The 14,075-nt window shown below is 40.6% G+C and carries 7 protein-coding genes; 3 read left to right on the forward strand and 4 right to left on the reverse strand.

The window, feature by feature from the left end; translation table 11 throughout:
• Positions 1-102: 102 nt before the first annotated feature.
• On the reverse strand, positions 103-1,095 hold the full coding sequence (locus BFS05_RS04475) for a hypothetical protein (protein WP_103084786.1): 993 nt from the start codon (positions 1,093-1,095) through the stop codon (positions 103-105).
• Positions 1,096-1,365: 270 nt separating this feature from the next.
• Between BFS05_RS04475 and BFS05_RS04480 the strand changes: the two genes are divergently transcribed.
• Entirely contained in the window at positions 1,366-3,201 is a 1,836-nt protein-coding gene (locus tag BFS05_RS04480) for a proline--tRNA ligase (protein ID WP_180978596.1), read from the forward strand.
• 505 nt (positions 3,202-3,706) lie between these two features.
• On the opposite strand, the gene BFS05_RS06820 is transcribed toward BFS05_RS04480, so the two are convergent.
• Entirely contained in the window at positions 3,707-7,369 is a 3,663-nt protein-coding gene (locus BFS05_RS06820) for a hypothetical protein (protein WP_258004250.1), read from the reverse strand.
• A 1,040-nt stretch (positions 7,370-8,409) separates the two neighbouring features.
• On the opposite strand from BFS05_RS06820, the gene BFS05_RS04505 reads away from it, so the two are divergent.
• Positions 8,410-9,651: an ATP-binding protein gene (locus tag BFS05_RS04505; protein WP_103084789.1), complete on the forward strand. Its 1,242-nt coding sequence runs from the start codon at positions 8,410-8,412 to the stop codon at positions 9,649-9,651.
• Between the two features lie 338 nt (positions 9,652-9,989).
• Here the strand turns inward: BFS05_RS04505 and BFS05_RS04510 are convergent, their stop codons facing one another.
• Positions 9,990-10,511 (reverse strand): single-stranded DNA-binding protein, encoded by a 522-nt coding sequence (locus BFS05_RS04510; protein WP_103084790.1) that lies wholly within the window; start codon positions 10,509-10,511, stop codon positions 9,990-9,992.
• 553 nt (positions 10,512-11,064) lie between these two features.
• Complete coding sequence (locus BFS05_RS04515) at positions 11,065-13,200, reverse strand: M13 family metallopeptidase (protein WP_103084791.1); 2,136 nt, start codon at positions 13,198-13,200, stop codon at positions 11,065-11,067.
• Positions 13,201-13,269: 69 nt separating this feature from the next.
• Here BFS05_RS04515 and map point away from each other — a divergent pair, with 69 nt between their 5' ends.
• Positions 13,270-14,043: a type I methionyl aminopeptidase gene (gene map / locus BFS05_RS04520; protein WP_103084792.1), complete on the forward strand. Its 774-nt coding sequence runs from the start codon at positions 13,270-13,272 to the stop codon at positions 14,041-14,043.
• Positions 14,044-14,075: the final 32 nt, after the last annotated feature.

Genomic DNA, 14,075 nt, shown 5'->3' on the forward strand with positions numbered 1-14,075 from the left:
TACTAATTTTATTTAGTGCTTCATTTAGTGGTTTTTATTTAAATTACCATAAAAATTCTGGAAACTAACATAAATAGTATGCTTAAGCAATTTTAGAAATACTTATTTTGCAGAAGGCCTTTTTATGATGTTCCACGAACTTCCAATTCCAAAAACCATTAAAATTAGTGCGATAAATATGAAAATAAGAAATATTCGTGGTTGTTGTAAGAAATCAGCGAATAGTGCAATTATGGTTGATGCTGTTCCAGATACGATTAGTGCGATAGATACCAACGGAGGTATCGCATTAGGGAATCCTGCATCGTATGCTCTGCGAATAAGAAGAGTAGAGTAAGGTAATAAAAGTGGGGATGCTATGATTGCTCCCAATAAAAGTTTGGTAGGAGAGAACACTGAGCGAAGAATAGAAGCAGAAGTTATTAAATTATTGTAATTAGCGCTTTCAAATAAATATATGTAATAAAACAGTTGGACTGTAAGGAATATAAGGCCTGTAGCTAGAGCTCCAGCGAAAAATTCATTACGCGACGCAGTTTCTTTAATCACAAACATTTTTGTAAAGTAATTAATAAAGTAAATAAAAAAGTCTTCGATTGTTTCTGTTTTAGTTATTGGTTCTCTAGATATTTTATAAGCAGGATTCAAAATAAAATGATCTGGTCGAGAATTTCTCACAGGATTTGGGTTATTGTATCCAGCATTTATTTGTTGGTAATGATTAGGCGTTTGAGAATAATTTGATTGTTGAGCGTATTGTTGAGCTGGATGAGCGTATGGTTGAGCTGGATGAGCGTATGGTTGAGGTGAATGAGCGTATTGTTGAGGCGGCTGATTGTATGGACCGGCTGGCTGAGCTGGATGAGGCGGCTGATTGCGAATTTGTGGTTGATTGTACGGGCTGGCTGGCTGAGCATATGGGCTGGATGGCCAAGTTTGCTGATTGAATTGCATATTGTACGGATGATTATTTTGCCAGTTTGTTTGTTGATTGTTTTGGGAATAGTTATTATTTTGCATGCCTTGATTATTGTTCGAAGCATTATTGTTAGAAGGATTATTGTTCAAAGGATGATTGTTATTAAAATCGCTCATAATAAATTCCACTCTCTTAAAATCACAATTTAAAAAATTATAAGTTACAAAATCAACAATTCATGCCATTTTTCATATAGGCTTTAGTATAACTCTTAATGTCAAGTTATTTAATAAATACTTTTATGCATATTATATTGTTCACAAGTTATTGCAATATTCGTAAATAATTATTTTATTTAAAATAGAATTTATATATTTTACTAATTTATTTTTGTTAATACTATTAAACAAGTGTTTATGTCCTCATGCGCAAATAGATTGGAACGCATGAATTCCAATGTACTTCGTATGTCTCAGCTGTTCCTTCGTACGCTGCGCGAGGATCCAGCAGACGCGGACGTGACTTCCGCAAAACTTATGCAGCGCGCAGGCTATATTCGTAAATCTGCACCAGGTGTGTGGACTTGGTTGCCGCTTGGCCTCAAGGTTTTAAACAAGGTTCAGGCTATTATTCGCGAAGAAATCAACGGTATCGGTGCGCAGGAGGTCCACTTCCCAGCGCTTCTTCCACGTGAGCCTTATGAGGCGACAAACCGTTGGGAAGAATATGGTGATAACATTTTCCGCCTTAAAGATCGTCATGAGGCTGACTATCTTCTTGCTCCAACGCACGAAGAAGTTTTCACGCTTCTTGTTAAGGATATGTATTCTTCTTACAAGGATTTGCCAGTTACTTTGTATCAGATTCAAACGAAGTATCGCGACGAATTCCGTCCTCGCGCAGGTCTTATCCGCGGCCGTGAGTTTATTATGCAAGACGCTTACTCGTTCTCGATTGACGAAGATGGTTTGAAGTCTGCTTATGTTGAAGAGCGTGCTGCTTACGCTCGAATTTTCGACCGTTTGGGCATTAAATATGTGATTGTTCACGCTGTTTCCGGCCCTATGGGTGGTTCTGATTCCGAGGAATTCTTGGCTCCAATGCCAATTGGCGAAGATACTTTTGCTCTCGCTCCTTCTGGAAAAGCTTGGAATGTTGAGGCTCTTACCACTCCAGAAATGTCTGATGTTGATTATTCAGCAACTCCTGCAGCAGAAGCCCTTGAAACTCCAGACGCTAAGACGATTGAGGCTTTGGTTAAAGTTTCCAACGATTTGCATCCGCGCGAAGATGGTCGCGAATGGCAAGCGTCTGACACTTTGAAGAACCTTATTATTGCTGTTAAGCACCCGGCTGATGCTGAGGGTGGCGAGCACGAGGAGCCATGGCGCGAAATCGTGGCTATTGGTATTCCAGGTGATCGCCAGGTAGATATGAAGCGTCTTGAAGCTCAGTTTGCTCCTGCAGAAATTGAAGAAGCAACTGAGGATGATTTGAAGGCTCATCCTGAGTTTGTTAAGGGCTACATTGGCTTTAGTGTATTAGGTCCTCAAGCTCGCAAAGAGGGTAGTGGTATTGAAAATCCTGTCCGCTACTTGATGGATGCTCATGTTGCAAAGGGAAGCGCATGGATTACAGGAGCCGACGAAGACGGAAAGCACGTTTATAACGCTGTTTACGGACGCGATTTTGAGGCTGATGGCGTTGTTGAAGCAGCCCAGGTTCGCGACGGCGATATGAGCCCAGATGGTTCTGGCCCATTGAGCTTCGAACGCGGTGTGGAAATCGGCCAGGTGTTCCAGCTTGGCTTAAAGTATTCTAAGGCTTTGGGCTTAAGTGTTCTTAACGAAAACGGTAAAGCTGTACCAGTTTGGATGGGCTGCTACGGCATTGGCGTTAGCCGCGTGATTGCATGCTTGGCAGAAACGCATCACGATGATACTGGTCTCGCATGGCCTATGGCGATTGCTCCAGCTCAGGTTCACGTCGTTGCTACTGGCAAGGATCAAGTTGCTTTCGACGCTGCTGAAAAGGTTGTTGAAGAGCTTAGCAAGCAAGGCATCGAAGTAATCTTTGACGACCGTCCAAAGGTTTCTCCAGGCGTGAAGTTTAAGGATGCTGAGCTTGTTGGCGTGCCTCTGATTGCTGTAGCAGGTCGCGATACCGTGAACAACGGAACGATTGAAATCCGCGATCGCAACGGCTCAAACGTTGAAGCAGTTCCAGTGGATGAGGCTGCGGCTCGAATCGCTGAGCGCGTAACGACCTGCTTGAACGCATAGAGAGTAGCCGTTTGGCTTATTTGGCATGTGAAGCACAGTGCGCTTCACATGCCAAATCGCGCTTTGAAGGAGCCTGAAATTCCAATAATTTCAGACTCAGTCAAAGCGAGCACTAAGGCAGGTCGTCAGCGCACCATAGCCACAACCTAATTCTCAATGAATCACCACACAAATCTGCTCTGCCTTCGTCTTCACTGACTCAGGCAGACCTCGCTTGCGTTGAAAGCGCACTGTGCTTTCAACTTTGAGCAAGCTCGGCGCTCCGAGTTGCTTTTGCACACTACGTTCTAAGTGCAAAAGCAGGTTGTCGCGCTGCGCGAGTGTCTCTGTTTGGCGCAAGTAGCCATTAAGTGCAAAATTGCAGAGGTTGGGTACTTTGCTATTTGTTGATTGTGATTGGTTGATTGGTGTTTAAAAATAAACGCCAGTGAGTTTATTCCAACTCGGCTGGCGTTTATTGGTTATTCTCGTTATTCGCTAGTTGCGTTTTTGGTTGCCGTGTTTGTTATTTGCTGTGTCTGCCAATGCGAGTACGTTTAAGCGAAAACGCGCCGAAGGCTGACAGTAAGAACGCTAATCCAGCACCTGCAATGTTTGATGTTTCAGAGCCTGTGCTAGCAAGCGGTTCATGCGTTTGTGGAGTTTGTGCTTCTTCCACAGTCTCTTCTTGCATTGGTTCCGGTTCTGTCTCTGGTTCCGGTTCTGTCACTTCTTCCGGCTCTGGTGCAGGAATTATAGGAACTGGAATAGGCTCTGGCTCTGGAATCGGAACAGGAGTTGGTTTTGGTTCCGGTGTAACCGGTGTTGGCTCTGGTTCCGGTTTAGGTGGTTCTGGTTTTGGAGGCTCTGGTTTTGGAGGCTGCGACTTAGGCTTCGTAACTCTAATCACTACGTTCTTTATTAATGATATGTTCTCAGGATGATTCTTTTCGTGCAATGTTATGCCGTCTTCATATGTATATGTTGGCGTAGCATTTGGATCAAACATAGGAGACAAGCCATCTAACTTCGAACCGTACGTATTATAAGAATCACCGTCCTGGGCATCCGCGTTTGCTGTAAATGTGATTGAATAGTCTGTATTCAACGTATATTCAGTATTCATTTCAATCACAGTTGTCTTATTTTTACGGAAAAGTTGAACCTTCTTCAGTCTCACTTCCCTTGGTTCTGGATTTAATACCTTCATAAATTCGTCAGTAATTTCCTGAATTGGCTGCCGCTTGTCGTTCAACAAATAGAACCTAAGCTTGATAGTCTTTGTTTCGCCAGGCTTGATGTAAAAAGGTATTCCATAAGTACCGCTGTTATATTCACCTATTACCGTCTGCGTAACGTTATTAAGACCGAGATCATCGAACTTGTATGGTTGTTTCGTTCGCTGATTAGTTCCAGCTGTGCCTATAAAGATGTCATTTCTATCTTTATATGCCTTGAATTTTTTCAATTCACCTACCGTCATATAGTCTGAGCCATCTTTACCTTTATGGATCGATGCCATATACACAGGAATTTCGCGGATTTTTTCATCGCCACTCCAGGCAATCGTAGGCTTGCCATCAAAATTCTTATTCAAAAAGTCGTAGCTCAAACCTTCTAGTCCTGCGCCGCCGATCTTTTGCTCGAGGCTGTATTTTTCAAAGGTTTGTGTGCCGATTGGTGTTTGGTTAATTGAGTCCCACATATTCTTCGAATTTTGATCTTTGAAGAACCAAGGCGTTTCTTTAATGTTTTCTTCTGTTGTTTTTCCGTCTTTCTTGATTTTTAGCGTAATATTGCTGAATTTTCTTGCGGAAATAGCTTTACCGTTTTCTGTAAACGCCGCAGCATCTGTCATTGTCAACGCGTTCGTATCTGGATTGTAACTAAGATACTGAGCGTACATCTTCATTTGTGACGTATCAGAATTTTTATCATTGTTTATCACTTGCCACTGAATCTGCTTGCCGTCCTTAGTTGCAGTTCCAGATGCCAATACATTAGCAGCAGTATCAGATGTCTGTGGCTGCGGCTGAGGCGGAACAGGTGGTTGTGGAGTTGGTGGTACAACAGGTGATGGAGTTACCGGTGTAATTTTCTCATCCGTGTTCCGTACTATCGTAATAGAGTCATCCACAAAGTGTAAGAACATTGTACCGTTTAGTCTCTTATACGTTGCAACATATATCGGATATGTGCGGCTAGTTTCGTCTTTTTTCCAATCAGTAATCTTAGCGGTGCCAGAAAAAGTGCACGTCTCTGCATCAAAACTAACGCCGTTTGGCAAATCTCCAGCTGCGATATAGTTGAATGAACCGGCTGAAGTTTCTAAAGTTCCATCACCAATGCGCTTTTTTGTATCGTAAATAACCAGTACCTTTTTGTGGCTATCCTCGTTTTTATAGACGAAAACAGGTGTTTTCTGATACTTTGTTGTATGACCATTGGCATCAATAGTTTCCAGAGTGAGATTGCTTACTTGTGCAATAACACCTGGATCTTTAGATAAGCCTTCATAGTACAGCGGCTCGAAACGCTTTGTAGCAGAATTATATGTAACCTTGCTTTTATCAATGCCCTTCGGCAAATCGTCGCTTAAAATGCGCCAACGCAACTTTTTATCAGACGACAATCCAGTGGACACCACATTTGCAGGAGTATCGCTAAAGTTTTGAGCTTCATCGTGTTTCGGCTGAGATTTTGGCTTACTTACAATATAGCTGGTATATGGTTTTAAAGTAAGATAATCTGCTGTGTTATACATTGTGACTTGAGCGAGATATAGCGGATATTCTCGCATAGTCTCGTTTTCTTGCCAATCGTTAATTTCTGGATTTCCTTCGAAAGCTCTTGTATTAAGATTGTATTTAACGCCCTTTGGAAGTTTACCTCCTATTTGCTGCAAGATTCTGTATTGATCGTAGTTATATTGTTTCGACCATACCTTGTTATGCAATGCGTTCTCAAAATCAGCTTTTTCTTTTGCGTCCTTAAAGAACCAAGGAGTATTTTTAAGATTTTCAGTTACTGGAACTGTATCGTTCATGCCCATTGTTTGAAGCGTAATTCCTATAAAACGCTTTGCAACAACGCTTGGAGCTCTATTGTTTATTGGCGGCACAGTATTATCAATGATTTTAGTTTTGAGTATGTGTGCGTCAGGATCGTAGTCAAGGAACTTGCTGCAGTATTCTTGCTCATCTATTGATGGTGAGTCGTTGTTGCTTAACACTCTCCAACGAACATAATTACCGCTTTTGTCGGTTGCAAGTCCTGCCGATAATTCGTTCCGATTAAATTCGAATGGCTTTGGTTCAGGCTTATGTTTATCAGCATCTTTAGTCCTAAATGTTGGAATAACCTCTTCTTGAAGTTGATGCCCTTCCTTGTCATACATACGAAGTCCAGTAACTTGGATAGTAGCGTTAGGATGTTCGTTCGCTGCGACCGTGCGCCATTTGAACGTGTAGCTATAATCTGAGGAGCGCGTTATAGCACTGCCATATGCAAGTTTGTATTTGTCGCCGTCCTTATATTCTACGCGTATATACTCATAATTATCACGGCAAGGACCGTATTTCTTTGATTCTTCTAACGTAATCTCTTTGCTACCGCGCATGAACTTTGGCTTAATGGTAACCTCTACGCCCGGCTCTACAACTGTCATTTGAGGATATGAAACGGTTTCTTCCTGTGAATCTGAATCTTCAGTTGTTTTTGCGCTGCGATTTTCCAATTTACTATTAATTGCAGTATTTGCTTCACTTTTATTGCTGGAAGTGCTGTTAGATTCAGCATTTTTATTGTCTAAAGTATTTTTAACTTCGTAAGAGGGATTAGTTTTATTATCTTCTGTTTTATTGTCGCTAATTTTATTATTTTTAGTTTTATTTTCGCTGGCTTTATTATCTTCAGATTTATTATTACTATTTTTGTCGCTATTTTCTAAAGTATTTTGGTTAGCGAAATTGGTATGGGGGGGGGTGTTTGTTTTTACGCTATTATTGTTTTCAGTGTTATTGCCAGTAGTGTTTCTTACGTTGGTGTTACTTGCACTAACGCTACTTCCATTAGCGCTACTTGCGTCAGTGCTAGAAGCATAAGCGGTTTGGCTCATGCATACTGCGCAAGCTGCCGTGGCAATACCCATCATGGTTGAAGTCAGAATAATTTTCGCTGTCTTATTCATAAAATACCCGATTGATTAATTAATTAAACTTTTGTTATTTTGCTTCATAAAATATAACAAATATGCAAATTGCACATTACATTATAATGAATTTGATAAAAAATAAAAGTGTTTATTGATAAAATTATCAATAAACACTTATTTGCGTTTCGGAATAGTCTGATTTTCGATTAGATATTTAACTAAATAAAAAATGCTATATCACTAGCCATCCTCAGACGTAAGTTACTGAATAAACTGCGAAAGAACAATTCCAGTAGCCATAAGCGTGGTATTAAAAATAAGTAATGTTGTAAATAAGTAATGTTGTAACGCAGGTATCACAAATGTTTAAGTATGCCCAATATGATTGTTGACAATCTGCGTTTTAATTCGGAAGTAGAACCAAGAGTTGTGCGTGAAAGCAGCGCTGATTTTGGCTGTTTTTGGGCACGCTCGCAGATTGCGCTCGCGCGGATTACGCGCTCGCTACTGAGCTTGCGTTGAAAGCGCACTGTGTTTTCAACTTTGAGCAAGCTCGGCGCTCCGAGTTGACTTCGCGCGCTAAATCGCAGCGTTCAGGCAGGTCGTCGCGCTGCGTTAGTGTCTCTGTTTGGTGTTTTTCGCACACTGGCGCAGTATGGTTTCTGCGTTATGGTCAGATTTTGCTAGTTTTAAGACACGCGTGCAGTATGGTTTCTTGGTTTTGTTTACTTAGGTAGCGTGTTGGTAAACAAAAGCAAGAGGGGGTTCTTGGTTTTGTTTACTTAGCAGAGGTTGGGTACCTTAGAATTGTCTGCCTGTTGGGTTTGGCCGCATTGTGTCGGTGAAGAAAATTGCCGTAAATGGCAAAAATCTTCATTGCTTTTATTTTATGATTGCAATAGAATCAAACTTAAGGAATTCCAGTGAAGAAAATTGCCGTTTCTGTCAAATTTATTCAGTGAGTAATTCAGTGAGTAATTTAAAGAAATTATCGAGTGAATTACTAAGTGAATTACTAATGAATCATTTAGCGAGTTGTTTAGCGAGTTGTTTAGTGAGAATAGTGAGGAATAGTAATGCAAATTGCGAGAGAACATTATTTACAGCAGATAATTGATAAAAAAGATGATGGAATGGTTAAAGTGATAACCGGTATTCGAAGATGTGGAAAATCGTATCTTTTGGATCCTTTATATAGAAATTATCTGCTTTCTGAAGGCGTACCTGCGGATCATATTATTAAAATAGAATTAGATCGCGCAATTAGTATGAAATATCACAATAATGCAGAGTTGCTTGAGCAAGATATTTTGGCGATGATTAAAGACAGTAATCCTTATTACCTTATTCTTGATGAGATTCAGTTGGTGAAAGGGTTTGAATTTGTTGTAAGTGGACTATTGCATGAGCAAAATATTGATATTTATATAACTGGTAGTAATTCTAAATTCCTTTCTTCTGACATTATTACAGAATTTAGAGGTCGAGGTGAGCAAATACATGTTCATCCGTTGTCGTTTTCTGAATTTTATTCAGTTGTTGATTCCGACAAGATTAATGCTTGGAATGAATATCTTACTTATGGTGGCATGCCGCTTATCGTATCGAAGAAAAATGATAAAGAAAAAGCTTCATATTTAAAGAATTTGTTTGATCAAACTTATGTTCGCGATATTACAGAGCGTAACGGAATTAAGCGTTTAGACGTTATGGATACGCTTATTAATATTCTCGCATCTTCTGTTGGCTCTTTGACAAATCCGCAGAAAATATTTGAGACGTTCAAAAGCAAAGGAGAAAAGGAACTGTCGTTATGTACGGTTATTTCTTATCTTTCTTTTATAGAAGATTCGTTCATTGTTGAAAAAGCGTTACGTTATGACATTAAAGGAAGGAAATATATTAATACTCCACAAAAGTATTATTTTTCTGATTTGGGACTTAGGAATGCGCGACTCAATTTCAGGCAGCAGGAAGAGTCTCATTTAATGGAAAATGTTATTTATAATGAATTAGTTGTGAGGGGATATAACGTAGATGTTGGCGTTGTTGAGATTCGCGAAGGAAATAAGAGAATTCAAACAGAAGTAGATTTTGTTTGTAATCTTGCGGATAACAAGTACTATATTCAGTCGTCTTTGAATTTGTCTACGCACGCGAAGACTTTGCAAGAATCTAGATCGTTGAACAATATATCAGATAATTTCAAGAAAATTATTATTGTTAAAGATTGTATTAAACCGTGGAGAACAGATGACGGAATTCTTGTCTTAGGAGTTATTGATTTTCTTCTTGATGAAACGCTTTTGGATATTTGATAATAAAATATTCTGATATGTACCACTTTTTTGGACACCCGTGCAGTATGTGTACTGCGTTAGGGCCTGATTTTGTCTATCTTCGGGCACTCGCGCAGTATGGTTTCTGCGTTAGTGTCTTATTTTGCTCGTTTTAAGACACCCGTGCAGTTGGCGCTCGCGCGTAAACGCTTTGCTTGCGTAAACGCTTATAAATTAAAACTTGCCGCCAGGAATTTTGCTATTTTCGTATCGTAACGCGTATTGATACTAGTAGTAGCATTGTTCTTGGCGGCAAATTATGAAATGTGCAAAAAACTTTATTTATTTATTTATTTTATTTATTTATTACCATCCATTTAAATATTCGCATCACCTCCGAATTCATCGTTTTCTACTTGAGAATTAATATTTGATGATTTAGACGATGTAACGCTTATTTTGTTTTGCTCATTATTCTTTTGTGTTTGTAAGCCTTCAGAAGAATTTTTAGAATTAGCATTTTTATTAGAGTCGTATGAGTGCTTTGTAAATTGAGTAGTTCCACGATTAAGATCATGGCCAATTGCAGAAGCTTCTAAGATTACTCTGCTATAGTCTGATCCGTCTTTTTGCCATGCTTCAGTGTTTAAAATTCCAGATACAACAATCGCATCGCCTTTGTGTACACTTTGCAATACGTTGCTTGCAAGATTCCTGTATGCTTTAACTGTCATCCAAGTTGTAGGTTTATCTACCCAATGTTTTTCTTCAGCATGATAGTAAGATGGAGTATTGGCTATTCGCAATGTGCATGCTGTAGTTCCGCCATTTTTACCGAATTCCACAGGGTCTGAACTAACATACCCACTCATAGTAATAGTTGCCTGTTGTTGAACCATTTTTAATCCTTTCACAAATTGGACTGCAGCCATTTCAGCCCCGAAATCAGAGCCTTCATTGCCCCTGAGCTTCGCAGCTACGAGGAAATGCCGCAGTACTATCTACTATGAAGCATGTTTAAAATTTTGCATAGAAAAAAATTCCATTGTGGTCAGAAGTTCTTCCGACCACAAAGAGAGTAAAATCTTGACTTTTTTGGAAAAAGTGCTAAATGATTTGCGAACTAACTTCTATTCGTGAATCGCAACTGATTTGTGAATCGCAACTGATTTGTTAACCGCAGCTGATTCGTGAACTAACTTTGGGAAATAACTTTGGGGAATAATCCTGATTCTGATTTAGCGCTTATTTTTAGCATAAAAAATAAGCTCACAACACATTACTGCGAGTGAGCTTATTTTATCTTTTATTTCTTTTATCTCTTATCTCTTATCTAGCGTATTAATACTTAGTGCGTATTTAATACTTAGTGTGTATTTAATACCTAGTGAATACTTAGTACCTATTGTGTATTTAATACCTAGTGCGTACTTATTGCAAACGCATATTGCTTTACCAAATGTGCACGCGCTCGCTTGGGTCGAGCCACATCTCGTCGCCTTCTTTAACGTCGAAAGCATCGTAGAACAAGTCAACGTTGCGAGCAATGCCATTAGTGCGGCATTCTGCAGGGGAGTGTGGGTCTATTTGAAGGTATTGCTCAGCAATCTCGTTACGAGCCTTTGAACGCCACACAAGTGCGTAGCTTAAGAAGAATCGTTGCAAAGCAGTGAAACCATCAATCTTAGGAGCGTTCAGCAAAGTTTCGCGAATCGCATCGTCGCTTCCGTCGATTTCTTGACCCTTGCTCTTTTGCAAAGCAAAAGCGTAGGCTTTAAGAGCAATAGTTACGCCACTTAAATCGCCAATGTTTTCGCCGATTGTTAAAGCGCCATTTACGTGAGGCATTGCATCGCGCTCTTCTTTGCTCTTTAAGTGAGAGTATTTAACAATAAGCTGTGTTGGTGTAAAAGCGTTGTATTGCTCAATAAGCTTTTTAGTGCGCTCAGCAAAGTTTGTTTTGTCTTCGTCAGTCCACCAATTGTTAAGTACACCGTCGCCGTCGTATTCGCAACCTTGGTCGTCAAAACCGTGGCCGATTTCGTGACCGATTACGGCACCAATAGCGCCGTAGTTTGCTGCGTCTGGAGCACTCGGGCTAAAGAATGGTGGTTGCAAAATCGCAGCCGGGAACACAATTACGTTAAGCAATGGATCGTAGTAAGCGTTTACGGTTTGCGGAGTCATCTGCCACTCTTCGCGATCCACAGGATTTCCAGCTTTTGCAGTATACCTACCAAACACAAATCGAGAAACTTCGCGCATATTCTCAATTAAGCCAGCGTCTTCCTTAATATTTAGCGCAGAGTAGTCAATCCAATGATTCGTGTAACCAATATTTGGCTCAAACTTGCTAATCTTTTCCAAGGCCTTCGCCTTAGTTTCCTCACCAAGCCAGCTGCTGTGAGAAATCGACTCGCGGTAAGCGTTAATAAGATTGTCAACTAAGCCTTGCATATACTTTTTAGAAGACTCAGGGAAGTGCAATCGCACGTATTCGCGTCCGATTTCCTCGCCGCAAGCATCGTCAACAACTCCGATTGCGCGCTTCCAGCGGTCGCGCGGCTTGGTGGCGCCGGAAAGAACTTTGCCGTAGAAGTCAAATCGTGCTTGTGCAAAATCCTCGCTTAACATGCTTGCCCAGCACAAAATCACGTGTACGCGTGTCCAAAGCTTTAGATCTTCTAAATCGGCTTCTTGCCAAATCTTATTCAATCCTTCTATAAAGCTTGGCTCGTGAACTATTACTTTGCTAAAAGCTTTAAGAAAATCTATTGGCTGATTCTTTGCTTCTTCGCAATCGTCGTATGCTTTTTGAGCAGCGTCTAAGAAAGCGTCAAGATTTAGCGCTTCGAGTGCTTTTGCCAAATCAGCATAATTGTAAGGATTATAAGTTTTTTGAGAATCGCGAGTTGCAACGTTATCCCAATGGTTGCTTGCGATTTGCGTCTCAACCTTCAAGAAACGTTCCGATTGCTCGCTTGTAGTGGATGCGTCACCGTATCCAGCTAAGCGCAACAATGAAGCTACCATTTTTACGTATTCAGCGCGAATTGGAGCGTAATTATCTTCGCGATAGTATGCTTCGTCTGGCAAGCCCAATCCAGCCTGCTCAATATGCATAATATTCGTCTTAGGATCCTTAGGGTCTCCGTAAACGCCAAAAGCAAACATTGCATTAGGGCCGCCGTATGGAGTAAGAGCACCAATAGTGCGAACCAAATCTTCCTTGCTGTTAGCCGCATCAACAGCGTCTAAATCGCCCTTGATTGGTGTAATTCCAGCTTTTTCAATAGCTGCAGTATCCAAATAGTTACGGTATAAAGCTTGTGACTTTTTGGCTTGGCAATCTTCGCTTTCTAAAATATCTCGAATTTGCGTCTCTGCATCTTCTGCAAGCTTGTAGAAAGCGCCATACATTGGTTTGTCTTCTGGAAGAGTGTAAGTGTCAATCCAAGGACCGTTTACGTAACGGAATAAATCATCTTGTGGTCGAGTAACCGATGAGAAGGATGCAGGATCAAAATTTACAGCAGAAATTTCGTTCTGCGATTCCTTATTATTATTAATTTCATTGTTATTAGACATGTGTCTAGATTACAAGTATTAAGCGACAGTTTTTGCGCCATTTTCGTGCCTGCGCGTTAGTCTTAAAGCATGATTGAACTTAAAACTCCATCTGAAATTGAAGCGATGAAGCCTGCAGGTCGCTTTGTCGGTAGTATTCTTAAAGACTTGAAAGCAATGACAAAAGTTGGAACCAATCTTCTTGAGATTGATGATTTTGTACGCCAGCGAATTATGAGCCGCAAAGGTGCGTCTTCTTGCTATGTTGATTACGCTCCTGATTTTGGAACTGGTCCTTTTGCACACTATATTTGCACTTCTGTAAATGATGCTGTTCTTCACGGAGTTCCTTTTGATTACAACCTTAAAGATGGTGATTTACTAACTCTTGACTTGGCAATTAACGTTGATGGCTGGGTTGGAGATTCTGCTATTAGTTTCGTGGTTGGAAAGCATGCGGATCCTGAGGATTTGCGCTTGATTAAGTGCACTGAGGAAGCGCTGGAGGCTGGTATTAATATGGCTCAGCCTGGAAATCGTCTTGGAGATATTTCTTCTGCTATTGGATGCGTTGCTCACGAGTATGGTTACAGCGTAAACCTTGAGTTTGGTGGTCACGGAGTCGGCCATATTATGCATGGTGATCCGCATGTTCCTAACGATGGCACTGCTCATCATGGCTACAAGCTTCGCCCAGGTCTTGTGATTGCAATTGAGCCGTGGTTCTTAAAGACTACTGACGAGATTTACCAGGATCCAAAGGATGGTTGGACTCTTCGTTCTGCTGATGGTTCTCGCGGTGCACACACTGAGCATACGATTGCAATTACTGAGAACGGTCCAGAGATTTTGACTGTACGCTAAACTTATAAAGAGTAAAAAGTTTATTTGGCAAG

The sequence above is a fragment of the Gardnerella coleohominis genome, assembly GCF_002896555.1.
GTDB lineage: Bacteria > Actinomycetota > Actinomycetes > Actinomycetales > Bifidobacteriaceae > Bifidobacterium > Bifidobacterium vaginale_F.

Coding starts and splice junctions, on each gene's coding strand:
- BFS05_RS04475 (WP_103084786.1), bottom strand. CDS start 1,095: ATGAGCGATTTTAATAACAATCATCCTTTGAACAATAATCCTTCTAAC.
- BFS05_RS04480 (WP_180978596.1), top strand. CDS start 1,366: ATGAATTCCAATGTACTTCGTATGTCTCAGCTGTTCCTTCGTACGCTG.
- BFS05_RS06820 (WP_258004250.1), bottom strand. CDS start 7,369: ATGAATAAGACAGCGAAAATTATTCTGACTTCAACCATGATGGGTATT.
- BFS05_RS04505 (WP_103084789.1), top strand. CDS start 8,410: ATGCAAATTGCGAGAGAACATTATTTACAGCAGATAATTGATAAAAAA.
- BFS05_RS04510 (WP_103084790.1), bottom strand. CDS start 10,511: ATGGTTCAACAACAGGCAACTATTACTATGAGTGGGTATGTTAGTTCA.
- BFS05_RS04515 (WP_103084791.1), bottom strand. CDS start 13,200: ATGTCTAATAACAATGAAATTAATAATAATAAGGAATCGCAGAACGAA.
- map (WP_103084792.1), top strand. CDS start 13,270: ATGATTGAACTTAAAACTCCATCTGAAATTGAAGCGATGAAGCCTGCA.